Consider the following 22,485-nt stretch of genomic DNA (forward strand, 5'->3'; position numbering starts at 1 on the left):
GCTGGGTCAAAGGCCCAGCATGGCTTTCACCGTGGGCAGGCCGACGGCAGCGGCCATGCCCACCACAACACCCGCCAAAACGCGGGGAATCACCCCGCCGATGGCCGGGGACAAAAGGCTGAGCGCGGCGCAGATCGCCGCATAGTAGGTCATCGCGATCGTATCCATACGGGATGATTAGCATGTCCCTGCGCGCCCGTGTCGCAAATTAAATAAACGAACGTTCAAAAAATCATTTGACCTGACGCCCAGAGCCGCGATTATGGGGTCAGAACTCGGGCCTGTCAGCCGGGCGGTCAACCCGGCACAGACCGGGATCAGGGAGGGATTAACTTTGGCATCAACTGCCCAGGCCGCCGGGGAACTGGCGTCCATTCCGCGTATTCTGGCCCGCAATGCGGCCCACTATGGGGATCGCCCGGCCTATCGGGAAAAAGATCTCGGCATCTGGCAGGCCTGGACCTGGGCCGAGGCCGCTGCCGAAATCGAGGCGCTTGCGCTGGGGTTCATGACCCTTGGCGCGCAACCCGGTGACAAGATCGCCATCATCGGCCGCAACCGCCCGGCGCTGTACTGGGCGATGATTTCGGCGCAGATGGTCGGCGCGGTACCGGTGCCGCTGTACCAGGATGCGGTGGGCGACGAGATCGCCTTCGTTCTGGAACATTGCGAAGCCCGTTTCGTCGTCGCCGGCGACCAGGAGCAGGTCGACAAGATGGTGGACGTGAAGGACAGCCTTCGCCACCTTGAGCACATCATCTATCTGGATCCGCGCGGCCTGCGGAAATACGACCACCAGCATCTGACCGCCTATACCGAGTTGCAGAACAAGGGCCGCGATGCTCGCGACGCGTTCCAGCCCGAGATCAAGCGCCGTACGGATGCTCTGGGCTATGACGACACCTGCGTGATGCTCTACACCTCGGGCACCACGGGGCGGCCCAAGGGCGTGGTCCTGTCAAACCGCAACATCATCGAAACCGCCAAGAATTCTGCCGAATTCGATCATCTGCGCCAGTCCGAAGAAATCCTTGCCTATCTGCCCATGGCCTGGGTCGGGGATTTCATCTTCTCGGTCGGGCAGGCGATGTGGTGCGGGTTCTGCGTGAACTGTCCCGAAAGCGCGGACACGATGATGACCGACATGCGCGAGATCGGGCCAACCTATTACTTCGCCCCGCCGCGGGTGTTCGAGGCCAAGCTGACCTCGGTCATGATCCGGATGGAGGACGCGGGTCGTTTCAAGCGCTGGCTGTTCAAGAGATACATGGCCGTGGCCCACCGCGTTGGCCCGGCAATTCTGGATGGCAAACCCGTGTCGGGCGGCGACCGGATGGCCTATCGGCTGGGCGAGATCTTTGTCTATGGCCCGCTGAAGAACACGCTGGGCCTGTCGCGGGTGCGCGTCGGCTACACGGCGGGCGAGGCCATCGGGCCGGAGATTTTCGACTTCTACCGCTCTCTTGGGATCAACCTGAAGCAATTGTACGGGCAGACCGAGGCTTCAGTTTTTATCACCCAGCAGCGCGACGGCGAGGTCTTCTCGGACACCGTCGGCACGCCGACACCGGGGGTCGAATTGCGCATCGACGATGCCACGCGCGAGGTCTTCTACCGCTCGCCGGGCGTTTTCGTGGAATACTATCGCAACGCGGAAAGCACCGCCTCGACCAAGGATGCCGAGGGCTGGGTGGCCACGGGGGACGCCGGGTTCATCGACCCCGAGTCCGGGCATCTGCGCATCATCGACCGCGCCAAGGACGTGGGCGAAATGGCCGATGGCCGCCTGTTCGCGCCGAAATACGTCGAGAACAAGCTGAAGTTCTATCCCGATATTCTGGAAGTGGTGGTCTTTGGCAATGGCCGCGACCGCTGCACCGCCTTCATCAACATCGACCTGACCGCCGTCGGCAACTGGGCCGAGCGCAACAACATCGCCTATGGCTCGTATCAGGAACTGGCCGGCCATCCCAAGGTGCTGGATACGATCCAGTCCCACGTGGAAGAGGTCAACGCCAGCCTTGCCAATGATGCCATGCTGTCGGGCTGCCAGATCCACAGATTCCTTGTGCTGCACAAGGAGTTGGATGCCGACGATGGTGAGTTGACCCGGACCCGCAAGGTGCGCCGGCGCATCATCGAAGAGAAATTCGCCGATCTGATCGCGGGGCTTTACGACGGGTCCGAGAAGGTCTCGACCGTCACCGAAGTGACGTATGAGGATGGGCGCAAGGGCTCGATCAGCGCGACGCTGGAACTGCGCGACGCCAAGGTCTACCCGACAGAGAACAGGATGGCCGCCGAATGACCGCCTTTCCCGAAGAGAGCTTCGTCACCCCGGATGGCCGCACCATCGGTGGTGTGATGATGGAGATGCGCAACATCACCTTGCGGTTTGGCGGTGTGATCGCGATCAAGGACATCAGCTTTGACATCCGCGAGGGCGAGATCCGTGCCATCATCGGGCCGAACGGCGCCGGCAAGTCGTCGATGCTGAATGTGATCAGCGGGTTCTACAATCCGCAGGAAGGCGACGTACTGTTCCACGGCAAGAAACGGCCGCCGATGCGCCCCTATCAGGTGGCGCGTCAGGGCATTGCCCGTACCTTCCAGAACATCGCGCTGTTCGATGGCATGTCGGTGCTGGACAACATCATGACCGGCCGGCTGACCCATATGAAAACCGGTCTGCTGGAGCAGGCGATCTGGTGGGGCAAGGCCGAGCGTGAAGAGGTGGCCAACCGCCGCAAGGTCGAGGAAATCATTGACTTTCTTGAGATCGAACACATCCGCAAGACGCCGGTGGGCCGCCTGCCTTATGGCCTGAAGAAGCGGGTCGAATTGGCCCGCGCGCTGGCCGCCGAGCCGAAGATCCTGTTGCTGGACGAGCCCATGGCGGGCATGAATGTCGAGGAGAAGGAGGACATGTGCCGCTTCATCCTGGATGTGAACGACGAATTCGGCACCACCATCGCCCTGATCGAACACGACATGGGCGTGGTGATGGATTTGTCCGACCGGGTGGTGGTGATGGATTACGGCAAGAAGATCGGCGACGGCACCCCCGACGAGGTGCGCGCCAGCAAAGAGGTCATCGATGCCTACCTGGGGGTGGCCCATGACTGAGATCTGCCGCCCGAACGCCCGTTGGACATCGTCTGGAATCCGTCTGGCCGGTGTATTGCGACCGAAACACTTGGACATCCCCGCGAATGGAGGCCGTTCCCATGCCTGATCAGGTTCTTTTCGCCATGGAGGTCATGCTCAACGGCCTGATGGCCGGGGTCATGTACGCGCTCGTCGCGCTTGGCTTCGTGCTCATCTACAAGGCCTCGGGCATCTTCAACTATTCGCAGGGCGTGATGGCCCTGTTCGCCGCGCTGACGCTGGTCGGCATCCAGCAGGGACAGGTGCCATTCGCGCACCTCATCAACGCGGTCTTCGGCACCGAGATCCATCACTTCGGCTGGCACTTGCCCGCCATCGTGGCCATCATCCTGACCATCGGGGTGATGATCGGGCTCGCCATCCTGATCGAACACTTCGTGCTGAAACACCTGGTCAACCAGGAGCCGATCATCCTGTTCATGGCCACCATCGGGCTGGCCTATTTTCTGGAAGGGGTCGGCGACCTGATGTGGGGGTCGGACATCAAGAAGATGGATGTGGGGCTGCCGCAAGGCCTATCCGAGTTCATCGACACGACCACCTACAACTGGTTCGGCTACGGGTTCTTCATCGACCGGCTGGACATTGCCGCCACGATCATCGCCGCGATCCTCGTGGCCGGGCTGGTGGCCTTTTCGCAATACACCAAGCAGGGCCGGGCGCTGCGCGCGGTGGCCGACGATCACCAGGCAGCGCTGTCGGTGGGGATCTCGCTGCAGTTCATCTGGGTGCTGGTCTGGTCCATCGCCGGTTTCGTGGCGCTGGTCGCGGGCATCATGTGGGGCACGAAATCGGGGGTGCAGTTCTCGCTGTCGCTGATCGCGCTGAAGGCCCTGCCGGTGCTGATGCTGGGCGGCTTCACATCGATTCCCGGCGCCATCGTCGGCGGGTTGATCATCGGCGTCGGCGAGAAGCTGTTCGAGTTCATGATTGGCCCGCTTGTGGGCGGCGCCACCGAGAACTGGTTCGCCTATGTTCTGGCGCTTTTGTTCCTTGTTTTCAGGCCACAAGGCCTGTTCGGCGAAAAGATTATCGAGCGAGTATGACCATGTTGCTGGAAAATGCTGCAGCGCAGCAAAAATGCATGGCAGATATGCGCTTGACGCATGGGGGGCGAGTGGGGCAATCTCCGCCCGCAACGGAATGCCGCGTATTGGCGGCACAGTTGTCAAGGGATACATTGGATGAAGAAAATCTGGGCCATCGTCACGGTTGTCGGCTTCACGGCGTTCTGGACTTATGGGTTCATCGCGGCAGCTGGCGTGATGGGCGACCGGTCCACGCATCCGATCACTTTCGTCCTTTGCCTGCTGGGTCTCGGTGCCGGTCTGTTTGGCTGGGTCCAGATCATGCGCCTGTCGCCACGGATGCACGGGCGTCGCGCGGCGGCACGGGCGCGGCTGGAAGAGGAGTACCAGCAAGCCACGAGTTGACGTCTGCTGCGCGAGGAGGAGCGAGCGGCGGACATGTGATCGTAGTGCACGCGGTGCTTTCAGGCCCGCTGGCTGCGCACGATCAAACGGGTGGGACTTCCGGTGGAGGCTGGAAGTCCCATTCCCGTTTCCGGGGGGGCGTTCCGGCCCGATCCACCTGCTTTACCCCCGCAACAAACACCAAGAAAACCAATGCACATCAAGGGATTGACCTGAACCGTCGGCTTTGGCCGGTCGGGTCGTATCCCTGTTCCCGGACCGGGGCGCCGCGCCCCGCGGCGGCCTGAGGAGGAGCGGAGATGTTTTACCGTGAAGCGGGTGACTTCAAGACCAGCTATGTCGCCGACAACCAGACCTTTCCCATCGCCTTCGACCGCTACCGCTATTACGCGGTGCTGGCGGTGGCTTTCCTGGTGGTGCCGTTCATCGTCAACGACTATTGGGCCAACGCGGTCCTTCTGCCGTTCCTGATCTGGGCGATCGCGGCCATCGGGCTCAACATCCTGACCGGGTACTGCGGGCAGGTCAGCCTTGGCACCGGCGGCTTCATGGCCGTGGGCGCCTATGCCTGCTACAAGTTCATGACCGCGTTTCCGGATCTCAACATCGCGTTCTGCGTGCTGTTGGGCGGGGCGGTCACGGCTTTGGTGGGCGTGCTGTTCGGCCTGCCGAGCCTGCGAATCAAGGGCTTCTACCTGGCGGTGGCGACGCTGGCGGCGCAGTTCTTCCTGGTCTGGCTTTTCAACCGGGTGCCGTGGTTCTACAACTATTCCGCTTCGGGCCAGATCAGCGCGCCCGAGCGCACCGTCTTTGGCGTGCCGGTCACCGGTCCCAACACCAGCGCCTGGGCAACCTATCTGTTCTGCCTGGTGTTCCTGGTGGTGCTGGCCTGGCTGGCGCGCAACCTGACACGCGGCACCGTGGGCCGCACCTGGATGTCGATCCGCGACATGGATATCGCCGCCGAGATCATCGGGGTGAACCCGCTGCGCGCCAAGCTGACCGCCTTTGCCGCGTCGTCGTTCTTCGTGGGGATCGCCGGGGCGCTGTTCTTCTCGGTCTACCTGGGCGCGGTCGAGGTCGGCGAGGCTTTCGGCATCAACAAGTCGTTCCTGGTGCTGTTCATGATCATCATCGGCGGGCTGGGGTCGATCTTCGGATCGCTGGCCGGGGCCGCCTTCATGGTGCTGCTGCCGGTGCTGCTGAAAAACGTGCTGGTCGGCGGCTTCGGCTGGGACACGGCGCTGGCGGCGCATCTGGAACTGGTCATCGTCGGGGCGCTGATCATCGGCTTCCTGATCGCCGAGCCGCATGGGTTGGCCCGGCTGTGGGAGCTTGCAAAGGAAAAACTGCGGCTGTGGCCTTTCCCGCACTGAGGGGGCCCACCGCCCGTGCCGGTTGGAAGATCGGCACGGAACAAACAACAGGGAGGAAACTGACATGAAGAAATTGACAGCATTGGCGCTGATGGGCGCATTGGCGAGCGGTCCGGCGCTGGCGGATCTGGTGTTCCCGGATCTCAGCTATCGGACCGGACCCTACGCGGCGGGCGGCATTCCGTTCTCGGACGGATACCAGGACTATTTTGCCCTGGTGAACGCGCGCGACGGCGGCATCGGCGGCGCGCAGGCACGGGTCATCGAATGCGAGACCGGCTACAACACCGAAAAAGGTGTCGAATGCTACGAGGCGACCAAGGGCGAAGGCGCGTTGGTCTATCAGCCGCTGTCCACCGGCATCACCTACCAGCTGATCCCCAAGGTCACCGCCGATGGCATTCCGCTGCACACCATGGGCTACGGGCGCACCTCGGCGGCCAACGGCAAGGTGTTCAGCCATGTGTTCAACTATCCGGCGAACTATTGGGACGCGGCCAGTGTGGCCATCAGGTACCTGCTGAGCGAGAACGGCGACAGCCTGGACGGCAAGAAGATCGTGCTGCTGTACCACAACTCGGCCTATGGCAAGGAACCGATCCGCACCCTTGAGGAGCTGTCGAAGAAATACGGCTTCGATCTGACCACCATCGCCGTGGATCATCCCGGCCAGGAGCAGAAAAGCCAGTGGCTGCAGATTCGCCGCGAGCGTCCCGACTATGTCGTGATGTGGGGCTGGGGCGTGATGAACCAGGTTGCCGTTCAGGAAGCCGCCAACATCCGCTTCCCGATGGAAAACTTCATCGGCAACTGGTGGGCCGGCGCCGAGCATGACGTGACGCCGGCGGGCGAAGCGGCCAATGGCTACAAGGCGCTGAACATGAACAAGGTGGGCGATCTGCCGGTGTTCGCCGACATCAAGACCCATGTGCATGATGCCGGGATGGCGGCCGGGGACGGCTCCAACCTGGGATCGGTGCTGTATACCCGCGGCATGTACGCGGCGATGCTGGCCGTGGAAGCGGCCAAGACCGCGCAGGAACTTCACGGCACCGCCGACATCACCGCCGCGCAGATGCGGGACGGCATGGAAGCGCTGGAGATGACCGCGGCCAAGATGGAAGCCCTGGGCATGGCGGGCATCGGGCCGGAGTTCAGCGTGTCCTGCGAGAACCACGGCGGATCGGGCATGGGCATCGTCCAGCAATGGGACGCGAGCGCCAAGGTCTGGGTGCCGCTGACCGATTTCATCGCCCCCGAGGATGATGTGACCGGACCGCTGGTGATCGAGGACTCGGAGGCCTTTGCCGCCGAGAACAACATCGCGGCGCGCTGCGAGTAAATCCCTCTGCCCCGGCGGCGGCACTGGCTGCCGCCGGGGCGCATGAGTATTTTTGCCAAGAAGAAACAGGGGCCGCTGCGCCCCGGATCAGACGAGGATCGCCATGCTGGATGCCACTGCCGAGACCCGGGAGACGCTTCTGGAGGTCAACAACATCGAGGTGATCTACAACCATGTGATCCTGGTGCTGAAAGGGGTCAGCCTGAGCGTACCCAAGGGCGGCATCACCGCGCTGCTGGGCGGCAATGGGGCTGGCAAGACCACGACGCTGAAAGCGGTGTCGAACCTGCTGCATTCCGAGCGTGGCGAGGTCACCAAGGGCTCGATCCACTATCAGGGCGAGCGTGTGCAGGGGCTGGACCCCGCGACGCTGGTCAAGCGCGGCGTCATCCAGGTCATGGAAGGCCGCCATTGCTTCGAGCATCTGACGGTGGAGGAGAACCTGCTGACCGGCGCCTATACGCGGCGCGACGGCTCGGCCGCGATCAACAAGGATCTGGAGCTGGTCTATCACTACTTCCCGCGTCTGAAGGAGCGGCGACGGTCGCAGGCGGGCTATACCTCGGGCGGCGAGCAGCAGATGGTGGCCATGGGGCGGGCGATGATGGCGCGGCCCGCGTGCATCCTGCTGGACGAGCCGTCGATGGGGTTGGCGCCGCAGCTGGTGGAAGAGATCTTCGGCATCGTGAAGACGCTGAACGAGCAGGAGGGCGTGAGCTTCCTTCTGGCCGAACAGAACACCACGGTGGCGCTGCGCTATGCCCACTACGGCTATATCCTTGAGTCCGGACGCGTGGTGATGGACGGCCCGGCCAAGGAATTGCTGGAAAACCCGGATGTGAAGGAATTCTACCTCGGCGTTTCGGAAGAGGGCCGCAAGAGTTTCCGGGATGTGCGGTCCTACCGCCGCCGCAAGCGCTGGTTGAGCTGAGACCGGCGGTGTCTGAGATCCGGACTACGGCGCGGCTGACCTGCCCCGAGTGCGGGCAGGTGGAGGTGTTGACCATGCCGACCGACGCTTGCCAGTGGTTCCATGAATGCCGCAACTGCCGGACCGTGTTGCGCCCCTTGCCGGGGGATTGCTGCGTGTTCTGTTCCTATGCCGATGTGCCTTGCCCGCCGATTCAGGCCGGGTCGGGCTGCTGTTTCTGAGGGGAAGTGACCGATGACTGCATTCTACGATGACTGGGAAACCCGCAGCGCCGACGCGCGGGCAGGATCGATCGCCGAATGCCTGCCGGCCCAGATCGCAGCGGCGCGGGCACTGCCCGGATATGCCGAGAGCCTGGGCGGGGTGGCCGCCGAGGGGATCACCGATCTGGCCGCGCTGGCGCGCCTGCCGGTGCTGCGCAAGGCGGAACTGGGGGCCGCGCAGAAGGCGGCGCCCCCCTTTGGCGGGCTGGTACCCCATGCGGCATCAGGGTTTGCCCATGTCTTCCAGTCGCCGGGGCCCCTGTACGAGCCGGGCATGATCAGTCACGACTGGTGGCGGCTGGGCCGGTTCCTGCACGCTTGCGGCATCGGCGCGGGCGACATCGTGCAGAACTGTTTCGGCTATCATCTGACCCCGGCGGGGATGATCTTCGAAAATGGCGCGCGCGCCGTGGGGGCGGCGGTGATCCCAGCGGGCACCGGCCAGACCGAATTGCAGGCGCAGGCGGCCCATGACATCGGGGCCACGGCCTATGCCGGAACGCCCGACTACCTGAAGGTGATCCTGGACAAGGCCGACGAGATGGGGCTGGCCCTGAAGATCACCAAGGCAGCGGTATCGGGCGGCGCATTGTTTCCGGCCTTGCGGCAGGAGTACGCGGATCGCGGCATCACATGCCTGCAATGCTATGCCACTGCCGATCTGGGCAACATCGCGTATGAATCGCCGGCCATGGAAGGGCTGATCGTGGACGAGGGCGTGCTGGTCGAGATCGTCACCCCCGGCACCGGCGATCCGGTGCCCGAGGGTGAGGTGGGCGAGGTCGTGGTGACCTCGCTGAACCCCGACTACCCGTTGATCCGCTTTGCCACCGGCGATCTGTCGGCAGTATTGCCCGGGGTCTCGGCCTGCGGACGCACCAACCTGCGGATCAAGGGCTGGATGGGGCGTGCCGACCAGACCGCCAAGATCAAGGGCATGTTCGTGCGGCCCGAGCAGGTGGCCGCCCTTGTGGCCCGCCACCCGGAGGTGGCTCGCGCCCGCGTGACCGTCACCCGCGAAGGCGCTGCGGATGCCATGCTGGTGCAGCTTGAGACCGATGCCAATGATCCTGCCGCCTATGGCGACTCGGCGGCGGCGGTTCTGAAGCTGAAGGGACGGGTCGAACTGGTGGCGCCGGGTAGCCTGCCGCGGGACGGCAAGGTGATCGACGATCAGCGCGACTACGACCCCGCCTGAGTTGGGGCAAGACACAAAAAAAGCCGCCCGAGGGCGGCTTTCGTCGTGTTCAGGTGCCCGGCAATCAGCCCTGGCGTGCCTTGAACCGTTTCTGGGTCTTGTTGATCACATAGACCCGGCCCTTGCGGCGCACAACACGGCAATCGCGGTGACGCTGCTTGAGCGAGCGAAGCGAGTTTCTGACCTTCATGGTCCTCTCCTATCCGTCGCGGCGCGTCCTTGCGCCTGTTGAACCTGACCTTGCCTGCGCAAGGAATGAATGGTGGGCGATACTGGGATCGAACCAGTGACCCCTTCGATGTCAACGAAGTGCTCTACCGCTGAGCTAATCACCCCTTCCCGCAGCTTCCATTGCGTCTGAAACGCCCCTTCCGCGCGGTGGTGCAGGGTCTATAGAAGGAGTCGGCGGAGGGTTCAAGGGGTATTGGAGGCTAAAAAAAATCGGCTATATGAGTGGGTCAAGAGATGCGAGTGCCTGTGCCCTACGACCTGATTATTCCCGATCCGGTGACCACTGCGGTGGTCTTTGCCTCGCCGCACAGCGGACGGGCCTATTCCGGGGCATTCCGGCGGCGGTCGGTGCTGAAGGGCAATGCGCTGCGGTCGTCGGAAGATGCCTATGTGGATCAGTTGATCGCGGCGGCACCCGAGATGGGGGCGCCTCTGCTGACGGCCCGCACCCCGCGTGCCTATGTGGATTTGAACCGCAGCATGGACGAGCTTGATTCGGCGGTGATCGAAGGGGTGCGGCGTCTGGCGCACAACCCGCGGGTCAGCTCCGGGCTGGGAGTGATTCCACGGGTGGTGGCGCAGGGCCAGGCGATCTATTCCGGCAAGCTGTCGATGGTCGAGGCGCAGACCCGGCTGGATCGGCACTGGCGGCCCTATCACGCGGCGCTGGCCGAATTGATGCGGGAGCAGACGGCGCGCTTCGGCAAGGCGATCCTGATCGACTGTCATTCGATGCCGCATGAGGCGATCACCACCGCCTCGGCGCGGCGGGTGGCGCCGCAGATCGTGCTGGGCGATCGGTTCGGGGCGGCGGCGGATGAGGACTTCGTGGATCGTCTGGAAAGCGCCTTTGTCGCCGAAGGGCTGCGGGTGGCGCGCAATGCGCCCTTCGCCGGGGCCTTCATTTCGCAGCGCTATGGCCGGCCGGCCTATGGCCAGCACGTGGTGCAGGTCGAGATCGACCGGGCGCTGTACATGGACGAGACACGAATGGTGCGCAGCAGCGGTTTTGCCGAGACCCGCCGGATCCTGACCCGCGTCATGGCCGAGGTTGTCAAATACGGCGCGCCCAAGGTGCCGTTGGCGGCAGAGTAGCCGCTTACTCCGGGTAGCGGATGCCGCGAAAGGCCGGGAAATCTGCATAGAGCGTCTGACGGGCGGTGCGGTCCAGCGGCGGTTCTGCGCCGGGCCGCAGCAGCAGGCCGCGCGGCGGGATGAACGACGCGATGCGGCCTTCGCGGTCTTCGCGCCATGTCAGGTTGAAAGCCGCCAGCCGGGGAAAGAACTGGATTGCCGAATAGGGCAGGTGGTCGTGCAGCCACCACGCCAGATGCCGCCAGTCGCGCCCCTGTTCATAGCGGTCGGCGAACCACGGGATCACGATGCAGGCGCAGGCGCCCATGCGGCCCCGGCCATCGCGCCGGTCCCAGATGTGGTTGGCCGCGCTGGCGGCGTTGCGGGCGCAGTTCAGCCCCTTTGCATTTCCAAAGGCGTTCAGATCGGCACCACGCAGGGCGGAACGGACATGCAGCGGCCCGAAGGTTTCGACCAGCGGATCCAGCAGATCGGTGCACAGCCGGGTTCCGGTGGCAATGGCAAGCTCGGGATCGTCGGGCAGGTTGGGGCGCAGGTGAATCGCGGCGATCTCGGAATACAGGAAATCGCGCATGAAAAAATGCCGCGACAACCGTGTGCGCCCGAAGGTTTCCAGTGACGTGACGCTGCCGATCCTGCGCATGGGGTCAGCCTAGCGCAGGGCGCGGCCCTTGACGATAGCCTGCGGGCCAAAGCGTTTGCGGATGGCATCGGCGGCACGTTCGGCCTTTTCGCGGCGCGCGGCGTCCGGGTCCAGCAGGTCGGCGGTGGCCCCGGCCTGATCGGCGGGCACCAGATCGCTCAGGCCGACGCCGATCAGGCGGAACGGTCCGGCATCCCCGGCCCGGTCGTACAGCGCGCGGGCGTGGCGATACAGCGTGTCGGCCAGTTGCGTTGGTGCGCGCAGGGATTCGCGGCGGCTGAGCAGGGCGTGGTTGGCCCGCTTCAGCTTCAGGGTGACGACCCGGCCCGCATACTCCTTGGCCTTGGCGCGGTCGGCCACCTTTTCCGACAGCCGCCACAGGTGACCATCCAGGACCTCGGGATCGGCGGTGTCCTCGAAAAAGGTGGTTTCGTTGGAGATTGACTTGACCGGACGGCGGGCCGAGATGGAACGTGCATCCTGCCCGCGCGCCAGATGCCAGAGCCGTTCGCCGAAGCCGCCAAAGCGGGCGTGCAGGTCGCGCCGATCCCAGCGGCGCAGATCCGCGAAGGTGCGGATGCCGGCCTTATCCAGTGCGGCCTGCGTGGCCTGCCCGACGCCCCAGATCAGCCGCACGGGCTGGTGTTCGAGGAAATCCGCGGTCTCGGCCTTGCCGATCACCGAGAAACCGCGCGGCTTGTCCAGATCCGATGCCACCTTGGCCAGGAACTTGTTGTGGCTGAGACCGATGGAGCCGGTGATGCCGATCTCGTCCTGCATCCGCTTCACCAGGCCGGCCAGCACCACCGCCGGCGGCGCGCCGTGCAGTTTCTCGGTGCCGGTGAGGTCGAGAAACGCCTCGTCCAGCGACAGCGGCTCGACCGCCGGGGTCAGTGCCTCCATCATGTCGCGGATCTGGCGGCTGACGCGGGCATAGGTGGCCATGTCGCCGCGCACCACCACCGCCTCGGGGCAAAGCTTCAGAGCCTGGAACATCGGCATGGCCGAACGCACGCCCTTGATCCGGGCGATATAGCAGGCGGTGGAAACCACGCCGCGCTTGCCGCCGCCGATGATGACCGGCTTGTCGCGCAGATCCGGGTTGTCGCGTTTCTCGACGCTGGCATAGAAGGCGTCGCAGTCCATATGCGCCACCGAGAGCGAGAACAGCTCGGGGTGCGACAGCATTCGGGGCGATCCACAGGTCGGGCAGCGCAGGGGCGCGCCGGGGGAGGTCGCCAGGCAATCTCGGCACAGGCAGGGCATGGGGCAGGCTTAGGCGGTTGGCCCGCGCCGGGCAAGCGGTGTGCGACGAACGAGAGCCGGGGGCGTTAACCTAAGGGCAAGAATTCCAGACCTTGAAGCGCAAGTTCGCTTGACCCAAAACTGCCGGTCGCGGCATGATCTCCATGGGCCGTGCCGGAAGGTGCGGCTCACGAATGTCAGAGGCCGGAGATCGGGCCGGGTCCCGCGCAAGCTTCTGATATCAAAACCATATATCTCAGGTACAGAATTGGTCGTTCGGGCCGCTGGACGGTGCATGCCCCTGTCATTGCGCGGTGCCTGTGGCGCGATCACGACGTGAGTATTTTCGCCAAAAAGAAACTCAGAGCGCGGCGAGTTCGGCCTGGATCGCCTGCGCTGCGGCGCGGGGGCTGTCGGCGGTCCAGATCGGGCGGCCCACCACGATGTGATCGGCGCCGTCGGTGATGGCGCTTGCCGGGGTGGCCACGCGTTTCTGATCGCCAAGCGCGCTGCCGGTGGGGCGCACGCCGGGGGTGACAATGAGTTTTCCAGAGGCTTCCGGCAGGGCGCGGATCAGGGCGGCCTCCTGCGGGGAGGCGATGACGCCATGGGCTCCGGCGGCGAGGGCGCGGGCGGCGCGTTCGGTGACGAGGTCGGGGATATCGCCTGATTGGATCATGCAGGCATCTAGGTCGCCGCGGTCGAGCGAGGTCAGGATGGTGACCGCGAGGATTTTCAGGTTGGATCCGGCCGCCCCTTCGCAAGCTGCGCGCACCACATGCGGATCGCCGTGCACGGTGAGGAAGTCGAGATCGAATTGCGCCAGACCGCGCACCGCGTTTTCCACCGTGGCGCCGATGTCGAACAGCTTCATGTCGAGAAAGATGCGCTTGCCGTGATCCTGTTTCAGCTCGTTGGCCAGGGCCAGTCCGCCGCCTGTCAGCATCCCCAGCCCGATCTTGTAGAAGCAGGCGGCATCGCCGATCTTCTGGGCCAGTTGCAGCCCGGACAGGGCGTTGGGAACGTCGAGGGCGACAATGAGGCGGTCATCGGTCATGGCGGGCTCCGGTGGTTTTCGGCGGTGATGGGACCGGGCAGGGCCAAGGTCAAGGCCCGGAACACCGGGAAAATGCGCGCGGACCCTTGAGCCGCGCGCCGACAATTCCCAAATTCAACGTGAGGCCCGACAGATCCCGTGCCGCCAAGCCGGGCGGGATTGCCAAGGGTGCTGAGAAAAGGAGAACACCATGAACCTTGAAAAGTTCACGGAGCGGTCGCGCGGCTTTCTGCAAGCGGCCCAGACGATTGCGATGCGCGAGGGGCATCAGAAACTTTCCCCCGAACATGTCCTGAAAGCCCTGCTGGATGACGAGGAAGGTCTTGCGGCCAACCTGATCAAACGTGCCGGGGGCGCGCCCGAGCGGGTGCGCGAGGCCACCGATCTGGCCCTGTCGAAGCTGCCCAAGGTCAGCGGCGATGCGGGGCAGGTCTATATGGATCAGCAGACCGCCAAGGTGCTGGACGAATCCGAGAAGATTGCCACCAAGGCCGGCGACAGCTTTGTGGCCGTGGAGCGCATTTTGACCGCGCTGGCGGTGGTGAAATCCAAGGCTAAGGAGGCACTGGATGCCGGGGCGGTCACCGCCATGGCGCTGAATTCGGCAATCAACGATCTGCGCAAGGGGCGCACGGCGGACAGTGCTTCGGCCGAGGATGGCTATGACGCGCTGAAGAAATACGCGCGGGATCTGACGCAGGCAGCGCGGGACGGCAAGATCGACCCGATCATCGGCCGCGACGAGGAAATCCGGCGCACCATGCAGGTGCTGAGCCGGCGGACCAAGAACAACCCGGTGCTGATCGGGGAACCCGGCGTCGGTAAAACGGCGATTGCCGAGGGGCTGGCCCTGCGCATCATCGACGGTGACGTGCCCGAGAGCCTGAAGAACAAGCGGCTGATGGCGCTGGACATGGGATCTTTGATCGCGGGCGCCAAGTATCGCGGTGAGTTCGAGGAGCGTCTGAAGGCGATCCTGAAGGAGATCGAGGCCGCGGCTGGCGAGATCGTGCTGTTCATCGACGAGATGCACACGCTGGTTGGCGCGGGCAAGGCGGATGGGGCGATGGATGCCAGCAACCTGCTGAAACCGGCGCTGGCGCGCGGGGAGCTTCACTGCGTCGGCGCGACCACGCTGGATGAATACCGCAAGCACGTCGAGAAGGACGCGGCCCTGGCCCGGCGGTTCCAGCCGGTGCTGGTCGAGGAGCCGACGGTGGAAGACACCGTGTCGATCCTGCGCGGCATCAAGGAGAAATACGAGCTGCACCACGGGGTGCGGATCAGCGACTCGGCCCTTGTGGCGGCGGCAACCCTGTCGCACCGCTATATCACCGACCGTTTCCTGCCGGACAAGGCCATCGACCTGGTCGATGAGGCCGCCAGCCGGTTGCGGATGGAAGTGGACAGCAAGCCCGAGGAACTGGACGCGCTGGATCGCCAGATCCTGCAGTTGCAGATCGAGGCCGAGGCCCTGAAGAAGGAAGACGACGCGGCGTCGAAAGACCGGCTGGAAAAGCTGGAAGCCGAGTTGGGCGACCTGATGCAGCGCTCTGCCGAGATGACGGCGCAATGGCAGGCCGAACGCGACAAGCTGGCCCAGGCCCGTGACATCAAGGAAAAGCTGGACCATGCCCGTGCCGAGCTGGATCAGGCCAAGCGCGAAGGCAACCTGGCCCGCGCCGGGGAGCTGTCCTATGGCGTGATCCCGGATCTGGAAAAGAGGCTGGCCTCTGCCGAGGAAGCCGAAAGCGACGTGATGGTCGAAGAGGCCGTGCGCCCTGAGCAGATCGCCGGTGTGGTGGAACGCTGGACCGGGATTCCGACCTCGAAGATGCTGGAAGGCGAGCGCGAGAAGTTGCTGCGCATGGAAGAGGAACTGGGCAAGCGGGTGATCGGCCAGCGCACGGCGGTGACCGCCGTGTCGAACGCCGTGCGCCGCGCGCGGGCGGGTCTGAACGACGAGAACCGGCCGCTGGGCTCGTTCCTGTTCCTCGGGCCGACCGGTGTCGGCAAGACCGAGCTGACCAAGGCCGTGGCCGAGTACCTGTTCGACGACGACAACGCCATGGTGCGCATCGACATGAGCGAGTTCATGGAGAAGCACGCGGTTGCCCGCCTGATCGGCGCGCCTCCGGGCTATGTCGGATATGACGAGGGCGGGGTTCTGACCGAAGCCGTGCGGCGGCGTCCGTACCAGGTGGTGCTGTTCGACGAGGTCGAGAAGGCGCATCCGGATGTGTTCAACGTGCTATTGCAGGTTCTGGATGACGGCGTGCTGACCGATGGTCAGGGCCGCACTGTGGACTTCAAGCAGACGTTGATCGTGCTGACGTCGAACCTGGGGTCGCAGGCGCTGAGCCAGCTGCCCGATGGGGCTGATGCAGCGCAGGCCAAGCGCGACGTGATGGATGCGGTGCGGGCACACTTCCGGCCCGAGTTCCTGAACCGTCTGGACGAGACGATCATCTTCGATCGCCTGAACCGCGAGGACATGGATGGCATCGTCGATATCCAGCTGTCGCGCCTGGAGAAACGTCTGGCGGCCCGCAAGCTGTCGGTCGAACTGGATGAGCCAGCGCACAAGTGGCTGGCCGACGAAGGCTATGATCCGGTGTTCGGGGCGCGTCCGCTGAAGCGCGTGATCCAGCGCGCCTTGCAGGATCAGTTGGCCGAGATGATCCTGGCCGGGGATGTGAAGGACGGCGACGTCATCACGGTTTCAGCCGGGGCCGACGGGTTGATCGTGGGCGACCGGATCAGCGCGTCGCAGCGGCCCAAGCCCGAGGATGCGGTGGTGCACTAGTCCCCCCGCAACTGGAAATATGGGGCGGCCTCTTCGGGGCCGCCCCTTTTCGTATCAGCCTTCGGGAATGATCACCTGGTCGACAACGTGGATCACGCCGTTGCTGGCTTCGATGTCGGCCTGGATGACCATGGCGTCGTTGACCTTCACGCCATCGCGGCCATCGATGATCAACTCACCACCGTTGACGGTCTTGGCGCTGACGGTTTGATCTACCAGCTCCCCCGACATCACCTTGGCCGGCACCACGTGATAGGTCAGGATCGCCACCAGCTGATCCTTGTTTTCCGGCATCAGCAGGGTTTCGACAGTGCCATCGGGCAGGGCGGCAAAGGCCTCGTCGGTGGGGGCGAAGACGGTGAAGGGACCAGTGCCTTTCAGCGTGTCGACCAGACCCGCAGCCTGAACCGCTGCCACGAGGGTGTTGAAGCTGCCGGCTTCGACCGCCGTGTCCACGATGTCCTTGCTGTGGCCATCGGCGAAGGCCGGACCGGCGAAGAAGGCGGCGGCGGTCAGGGCGGTGAAAGTTCTGCGAAACATGAGTGTTCTCCATTGCTACACAAGAAACGCGTCGTTGCGTTGGCACAGAGAGTAGGCAGGCGCGGACAAAAATCAGGCCGGTTGGCCGCGTGGAAGGATCTTGACGGCGGCCCCGGCGCGCCTAAGCCCGCGATCCTGGGATTTCCAGTCAACTCAAAGTGAGGGCTTGTGACGAAAAACCGGGGCGGTCTTCGGATTTCCTTTGTTCTTTACCGGCGATTGTGGCGCAATCGGTGGCAGCCAGACCGGGCGGCGGGCGCCGGGGCGGCCGAGAAGGATGAACCGGATGGAATTTGTAGAACGCGGGCTGAACTTTCTGGGGCTGTTGCTGGTACTGGGGCTTATGGTGGCGCTGGTGGTGGCGATCACCTTGTTCATCATCGACCGAGTGCAGACGCGTGACGCCATCCGCCGCAACTATCCGGTGCTGGGCCGCTTCCGGCATCTGTTCACCGCGCTGGGGGAATTCTTCCGGCAATATTTCTTTGCCATGGATCGCGAAGAACTGCCCTTCAACCGGGCGCAGCGCGACTGGATCTCGCGGGCGGCCTCGGGCAAGGGCAATACCATCGCCTTCGGATCGACCCGCAACCTTGAAGTGGTCGGCACGTCGATCTTCGTGAATTCGGCCTTCCCGCCGCTGGATGAGGAAGCCGCCCCGGCGGGGCCGCTGGTCATCGGACCGGGCGCGCGCAAGCCGTTCGAGGCGCCGTCGTTCTTCAATATCTCGGGCATGAGCTATGGCGCCATTTCCAAACCTGCGGTTCTGGCGCTGGCGCGGGGTGCCAAGGAGGCGGGCATCTGGATGAACACCGGCGAGGGTGGGGTGTCGCCCTATCACCTGAAATCGGGCTGTGATCTGGTTTATCAGATCGGCACCGCAAAATACGGCGTGCGCGATGTGGCGGGGCATCTGGACGATTGCAAGCTGGCCGCCATCGCGGCCCATGACAACATCCGCATGTTCGAGATCAAGCTCAGCCAGGGCGCCAAGCCGGGCAAGGGCGGTATCCTGCCGGCCGCCAAGATCACCCCCGAGATCGCCGAAATTCGCGGCATCCCGCTGAACGAAACCAGCTATTCGCCCAATCGCCACACCGAAGTGCACAATTGGGACGACCTGCTGGATTTCATCGGCCATGTGCGCGAGGTCACGGGCAAGCCGGTGGGCGTCAAGATGTGCATCGGCTCGGTCGACGGAGTGCGGGAGTTCTTTTCGACGATCAACGCACGCGGCGCCGACAGTGCGCCGGATTTCATCACCATCGATGGCGGGGAGGGCGGCACCGGGGCCTCGCCCATGCCGCTGATGGATCTGGTGGGCATGCCCATTCGCGAGGCGCTGCCGCGCATGTCGGACATGCTGAACGAATACGGTCTGCGGGACCGCATCCGCCTGATCGCCAGTGCCAAGCTGGTCAATCCCGGCGATGTGGCCTGGGCGCTGGCGGCGGGGGCCGATTTCGTCACCTCGGCGCGTGGCTTCATGTTCGCGCTTGGCTGTATCCAGGCGCTGAAGTGCAACAAGAACACCTGCCCGACCGGGATCACCACCCATGACCCGCGCCTCCAGCAGGGGCTGGTGGTCGAGGACAAGTATCGCAAGGTGGCCAATTTCGCGACTTCGGTGATCAAGGAGGTCGAAGTCATCGCCCATTCGGTCGGGGTCGACGGGCCGCGCCAGTTGGGCCGGGGACATGTGCGGCTGGTGCAGCCCAACGGCCGGTCGCTGCGGATGAACGCGCTGTATCCCGAGCCCGAGCATGTCAGCCCGACCTGACACATTCCCAACGAAGCTGTGAGCAGGGTTGTCTTTGACCCCCCGGCCAAGCGGGTTAGGTTCCCGGTGATCAACGGAGGATCCGATGCGCCGCCACTCTCGCCGACTGACCTGGGCCGATGTCACACCCGAAGCCGATTTCCTCAACCGTCGGACCTTGCTGGCCGGCGCGGGGGTCCTTGGCCTGTCCGCGCTGGCGCGACCGCTGCATGCGGCCGGGGCGTTTTCCACCGACGAGACGCCCAACAGCTTCGAGGACATCACCCAGTACAACAATTTCTACGAGTTCGGATGGGACAAGACCGATCCGGCCCGCCATGCCGAGGCCCTGACCACCGATCCGTGGAGCGTCAAGATCGACGGTATGGTCGAGCGTCCGGGCACCTACGATCTGGGCGACCTGATGGCCGGGCTGACCATCGAGGAACGGATCTATCGTTTCCGTTGTGTCGAGGCCTGGTCGATGATTATCCCCTGGAACGGCTTCGAGTTGGGCGCCCTGCTGAACAAGGTCGGGGTGCAGCCCTCGGCGAAATACGTGGCATTCGAGACCCTGTTCCGCCCCGAGGAAATGCGCGGCCAGCGGACATCGGCGCTGGACTGGCCCTATCGCGAGGGGCTGCGGCTGGACGAGGCCATGAACCCGCTGACCCTGATGGCCACGGGGCTGTACGGCAAGTCGCTGCCCAACCAGAACGGCGCGCCGTTGCGGCTGGTGGTGCCGTGGAAGTATGGCTTCAAGTCGATCAAGTCGATCGTGCGGATCACCCTGACGGATCAGGAACCGCCGACCACCTGGAACATGCTGCAGCCGCGCGAATACGGTTTCTATGCCAATGTGAACCCGCAAGTGGATCACCCGCGATGGAGCCAGGCCAGCGAACGCCGGGTTGGCGGCGGCCTGTTCGCCAAGAAGCAGCCCACCCTGATGTTCAATGGCTATGCCGACGATGTTGCGGGCCTGTATTCCGGCATGGATCTGGCGAAATTCTACTGACAGCAGATGCGCGCCCCGGCGCGACGTGCCAAGGGCTTGGGCCATGACTCAACGGATCACACCCGGCGCGAACGCACCGATGACGCCGCTTTGGGCGGCGGTGACCGATGCGCTGAACACGGCCTCCCGGCGGCTGCCGACGTGGCCGGTCTATCTGTTTGGGCTGCTGCCGATGCCGTGGTTCTTCTGGAAGGCCCTGAACGGCGAGATGGGCGTCAACCCGATCGAGGCGCTGGAACATCGCTATGGGCTTCTGGCGTTGCAATTCCTGGTGGCCGGGCTGGCCGTGACCCCCCTGCGGCGCATGCTGGGTGTGAACCTGATCCGCTTTCGCCGTGCCATCGGTCTGACGGCCTTCTTCTATGTGCTGGCGCATCTCAGCGTCTGGGCCCTGCTGGACGTGCAATCCCTGGCAGCGATCTGGAAGGACATCGTCAAACGGCCCTATATCACCATCGGCATGGCCGGGTTCCTGTGTCTTCTGCCGCTGGCGCTGACCTCGAACAACTGGAGCCTGCGCCGGTTGGGGCCGCTGCGCTGGCGCCGCCTGCACATGCTGACCTACCCGGCGGTGCTGTTGGGATCGGCGCATTTCGTGATGCTGGTGAAGGGCTGGCAGACCGAACCGATCCTCTATTTCGGGGCTATCGTCGGTCTGTTGATGCTGCGTCTGGTGCCGCGCCGCTAGGGCGCGGGGCAAGAGGCCGCCGCCAGAGCCGCCCGCGCCTGATCGCCAAGCGCCTTGGGTACATAGCGCGACCATGCCATGCGATAGGGCGTGCCCGCCGCATCCCGGTTCATGTATTGCCACGCCAGCGCGCGGTCGGGTCCAAAGACCAGCAGCCGGCCCGCGGTGTCTTCCTCCACGATCAGATGCCCGGACTCCGTCATGTCCGACAATCCGTTGGTGGTGGCCAGAACCACGGCCTCTTCCAGTGCTGTTTGGTAGGGGCTGGTCACCGTGTCGCTTTCCAGATCATAGACCAGCACGTTGGAGGTGGTGTCGATATAGGCGCCGGCGCCCCGGTTGCGCACGTTGTTGTTGAACACCGAGATGGTGGTTGGCCCCAGGATATCCACGTCATGCTGGGCCATCCACGGTCCGCGCTTCATCCACAGGATTTCGTCGGTCGAGGGCCGGTACAGCAGGATCGCTGCGATATCCCGCGCACTGATAAGCAGATCGCCGGTTTTCCAATAGGGGCCGTCCGACAGAACGGGCTGGATATCGTTCAGGTGCAGCGGATCCTCGCGGTATTCTCCCATCTGGTAGACCATGTACTCATGGCCATGATCGATCAGAAGCTGCGTCAGCGACCGCGTGAACAGAATCTCTCCCTCGGGCGAGATCTGCACAAGCGTATCGTCGTGGAACTTCTCTGACAGGCCAAGCTCTGTCGGTTCGGTGAACCCCGGCGACCAGTAGTTGCCCTCGGCATCCCGGTTCAGCGAATGGTGCAGCATGATGTCGTCCTGCATCCAAAGCATGTCTCCGCAAGGGGACAGTCGCATCAGCGGCGAGGTCTGGCCATGCATCACCAGCGAGCCATCAGCCTCCAGCAGCGGGTGCATGGCGCGGAACCGGGCCGAGGACCAGAACGCATAGGGCACGATCTTCGACGTGCGCGGCAGCCCGGCGAACAGCGTTTCGGGCGCCGGCAGCCAGCGGTGCAGGACCGAGAAGTCGCTCAGGTCCACTAGTTCCACGACGGTCCGACCCAGATCGCCGTCGATCCGGCTGAACAGCAGATAGCCCGAGAGGGCCGGTCCGTCCGAAACCTGCGACCAGCCCGAAGGAATATCGGCCAGGCGTCGCGCGCTGCCGGCGTGAAAGGCCGAACCCGTTTCCATCGCGCTTTTCAGCACCTCGGGCAGATCGGCCACGAAATAGGCCGCATCGCCGATGGTGCCCCAGCGGGATGGCCGGTCAGGGTACTGGCGGGACACCGCTTCGCTTTTCACGATCTCGCCGAACAGGACGATGCCGGGCAGAACCAGAACAAGCAGCAGCAGCACCAGCCACACTTCCACCCGCTTGAACAGGACGCGCTCGAACCACATCGTCATCTCCTTCCGTCCCTTGGCCATGCGGCCGGGTATTCCGGCCGGGCCACTTGGACATGCCGTCAGGCCCGCCTTAGACGTGTCGCGATCTTTGCGAAGATCGGGCGGTGCAGCAACCCTTGTTCGGCTCTGCGATTGCGTTGTTTTTCTTGGATTCGCGGATATTGGTATTGTTTGTGTTTTGTTTGTTGGGTTTCCCTTTGGTCATTGGGTATCGCGGTACCGTTTGTGGTTTTGGTTTGGGTGTGTTCTGGTTTTGGCGGGGAGTGTTGCTGTGCGGGTGATGGATAGTATCCGTATGTTATTGTTTGTTTTT

Annotated in this window: 22 protein-coding genes and 1 tRNA gene; 14 read left to right on the forward strand and 9 right to left on the reverse strand. The window is 64.1% G+C overall.

The genetic code is table 11. From position 1 onward, the window contains the following. Positions 1-6 precede the first annotated feature (6 nt). Complete coding sequence (locus H8B03_RS17555; protein ID WP_193143228.1) at positions 7-153, reverse strand: hypothetical protein; 147 nt, start codon at positions 151-153, stop codon at positions 7-9. A gap of 181 nt (positions 154-334) precedes the next feature. On the opposite strand from H8B03_RS17555, the gene H8B03_RS17560 reads away from it, so the two are divergent. The 9 genes from H8B03_RS17560 to H8B03_RS17595 all read left to right on the forward strand — a co-directional run bounded on the left by H8B03_RS17560 (position 335) and on the right by H8B03_RS17595 (position 9,711). Next, positions 335-2,308: an AMP-binding protein gene (locus H8B03_RS17560; RefSeq protein ID WP_226926070.1), complete on the forward strand. Its 1,974-nt coding sequence runs from the start codon at positions 335-337 to the stop codon at positions 2,306-2,308. Then, positions 2,305-3,126, forward strand: coding sequence for an ABC transporter ATP-binding protein (locus H8B03_RS17565; protein WP_193143200.1), 822 nt, complete (start codon positions 2,305-2,307; stop codon positions 3,124-3,126). The genes H8B03_RS17560 and H8B03_RS17565 overlap by 4 nt, the downstream gene beginning before the upstream one ends. Before the next feature lie 101 nt (positions 3,127-3,227). Continuing rightward, positions 3,228-4,214 carry a branched-chain amino acid ABC transporter permease gene (locus H8B03_RS17570; protein WP_193143201.1) on the forward strand — a complete coding sequence of 329 codons (987 nt, stop codon included), beginning with the start codon at positions 3,228-3,230 and terminating at the stop codon, positions 4,212-4,214. Between the two features lie 138 nt (positions 4,215-4,352). Further along, entirely contained in the window at positions 4,353-4,601 is a 249-nt protein-coding gene (locus H8B03_RS17575; protein WP_193143202.1) for a hypothetical protein, read from the forward strand. Positions 4,602-4,900: 299 nt separating this feature from the next. After that, the gene (locus H8B03_RS17580; RefSeq protein WP_193143203.1) at positions 4,901-5,977 is read left to right on the forward strand and encodes a branched-chain amino acid ABC transporter permease; all 1,077 of its coding nucleotides are present in this window, start codon (positions 4,901-4,903) and stop codon (positions 5,975-5,977) included. A gap of 64 nt (positions 5,978-6,041) precedes the next feature. Continuing rightward, positions 6,042-7,319, forward strand: a complete 1,278-nt coding sequence (locus tag H8B03_RS17585) for an ABC transporter substrate-binding protein (RefSeq protein ID WP_193143204.1) — start codon at positions 6,042-6,044, stop codon at positions 7,317-7,319. A gap of 103 nt (positions 7,320-7,422) precedes the next feature. Continuing rightward, a complete protein-coding gene (locus tag H8B03_RS17590) occupies positions 7,423-8,250 on the forward strand; it encodes an ABC transporter ATP-binding protein (RefSeq protein WP_193143205.1) in 828 nt (275 codons plus the stop codon). A gap of 17 nt (positions 8,251-8,267) precedes the next feature. Further along, positions 8,268-8,471 carry a GDCCVxC domain-containing (seleno)protein gene (locus tag H8B03_RS19025; RefSeq protein WP_319022505.1) on the forward strand — a complete coding sequence of 68 codons (204 nt, stop codon included), beginning with the start codon at positions 8,268-8,270 and terminating at the stop codon, positions 8,469-8,471. Positions 8,472-8,484: 13 nt separating this feature from the next. Continuing rightward, positions 8,485-9,711, forward strand: a complete 1,227-nt coding sequence (locus H8B03_RS17595; protein WP_193143206.1) for a phenylacetate--CoA ligase family protein — start codon at positions 8,485-8,487, stop codon at positions 9,709-9,711. A 64-nt stretch (positions 9,712-9,775) separates the two neighbouring features. On the opposite strand, the gene ykgO is transcribed toward H8B03_RS17595, so the two are convergent. Continuing rightward, complete coding sequence (gene ykgO, locus H8B03_RS17600; protein ID WP_133343857.1) at positions 9,776-9,901, reverse strand: type B 50S ribosomal protein L36; 126 nt, start codon at positions 9,899-9,901, stop codon at positions 9,776-9,778. Between the two features lie 70 nt (positions 9,902-9,971). Then, a tRNA-Val gene (locus H8B03_RS17605) sits at positions 9,972-10,046 on the reverse strand. 136 nt (positions 10,047-10,182) lie between these two features. On the opposite strand from H8B03_RS17605, the gene H8B03_RS17610 reads away from it, so the two are divergent. Beyond that, a complete protein-coding gene (locus H8B03_RS17610; RefSeq protein WP_319022502.1) occupies positions 10,183-11,037 on the forward strand; it encodes an N-formylglutamate amidohydrolase in 855 nt (284 codons plus the stop codon). Positions 11,038-11,041: 4 nt separating this feature from the next. On the opposite strand, the gene H8B03_RS17615 is transcribed toward H8B03_RS17610, so the two are convergent. The 3 genes from H8B03_RS17615 to pyrF all read right to left on the reverse strand — a co-directional run bounded on the left by H8B03_RS17615 (position 11,042) and on the right by pyrF (position 13,982). Continuing rightward, the gene (locus tag H8B03_RS17615; RefSeq protein ID WP_193143208.1) at positions 11,042-11,680 is read right to left on the reverse strand and encodes a hypothetical protein; all 639 of its coding nucleotides are present in this window, start codon (positions 11,678-11,680) and stop codon (positions 11,042-11,044) included. A gap of 9 nt (positions 11,681-11,689) precedes the next feature. Further along, complete coding sequence (locus tag H8B03_RS17620; RefSeq protein ID WP_193143209.1) at positions 11,690-12,946, reverse strand: DNA polymerase IV; 1,257 nt, start codon at positions 12,944-12,946, stop codon at positions 11,690-11,692. Positions 12,947-13,286: 340 nt separating this feature from the next. Next, positions 13,287-13,982 (reverse strand): orotidine-5'-phosphate decarboxylase, encoded by a 696-nt coding sequence (gene pyrF / locus H8B03_RS17625; RefSeq protein ID WP_193143210.1) that lies wholly within the window; start codon positions 13,980-13,982, stop codon positions 13,287-13,289. Between the two features lie 190 nt (positions 13,983-14,172). Between pyrF and clpB the strand changes: the two genes are divergently transcribed. Continuing rightward, entirely contained in the window at positions 14,173-16,788 is a 2,616-nt protein-coding gene (gene clpB / locus H8B03_RS17630) for an ATP-dependent chaperone ClpB (RefSeq protein ID WP_193143211.1), read from the forward strand. Positions 16,789-16,842: 54 nt separating this feature from the next. On the opposite strand, the gene H8B03_RS17635 is transcribed toward clpB, so the two are convergent. Then, on the reverse strand, positions 16,843-17,328 hold the full coding sequence (locus tag H8B03_RS17635; RefSeq protein ID WP_193143212.1) for a fasciclin domain-containing protein: 486 nt from the start codon (positions 17,326-17,328) through the stop codon (positions 16,843-16,845). A 286-nt stretch (positions 17,329-17,614) separates the two neighbouring features. On the opposite strand from H8B03_RS17635, the gene H8B03_RS17640 reads away from it, so the two are divergent. From H8B03_RS17640 to msrQ, 3 genes are all read left to right on the forward strand, one after another. Beyond that, complete coding sequence (locus H8B03_RS17640; RefSeq protein WP_193143213.1) at positions 17,615-19,108, forward strand: FMN-binding glutamate synthase family protein; 1,494 nt, start codon at positions 17,615-17,617, stop codon at positions 19,106-19,108. A gap of 85 nt (positions 19,109-19,193) precedes the next feature. After that, positions 19,194-20,105, forward strand: coding sequence for a protein-methionine-sulfoxide reductase catalytic subunit MsrP (gene msrP / locus H8B03_RS17645; RefSeq protein WP_193143214.1), 912 nt, complete (start codon positions 19,194-19,196; stop codon positions 20,103-20,105). A gap of 79 nt (positions 20,106-20,184) precedes the next feature. Continuing rightward, complete coding sequence (msrQ, locus tag H8B03_RS17650; RefSeq protein WP_193143226.1) at positions 20,185-20,793, forward strand: protein-methionine-sulfoxide reductase heme-binding subunit MsrQ; 609 nt, start codon at positions 20,185-20,187, stop codon at positions 20,791-20,793. On the opposite strand, the gene H8B03_RS17655 is transcribed toward msrQ, so the two are convergent. Together H8B03_RS17655 and H8B03_RS19030 are read right to left on the reverse strand one after the other, a co-directional pair. Continuing rightward, complete coding sequence (locus tag H8B03_RS17655) at positions 20,790-22,166, reverse strand: arylsulfotransferase family protein (RefSeq protein ID WP_193143215.1); 1,377 nt, start codon at positions 22,164-22,166, stop codon at positions 20,790-20,792. The two genes, msrQ and H8B03_RS17655, sit on opposite strands and share 4 nt — an antisense overlap. 65 nt (positions 22,167-22,231) lie before the next feature. Beyond that, positions 22,232-22,485, reverse strand: a 254-nt coding sequence (locus H8B03_RS19030) for a hypothetical protein (protein ID WP_226926072.1), incomplete at its 5' end; no start/stop codon positions are given.

Origin of the sequence: Meridianimarinicoccus sp. MJW13, assembly GCF_014901205.1 — a bacterium.
Classification (GTDB): domain Bacteria; phylum Pseudomonadota; class Alphaproteobacteria; order Rhodobacterales; family Rhodobacteraceae; genus Meridianimarinicoccus.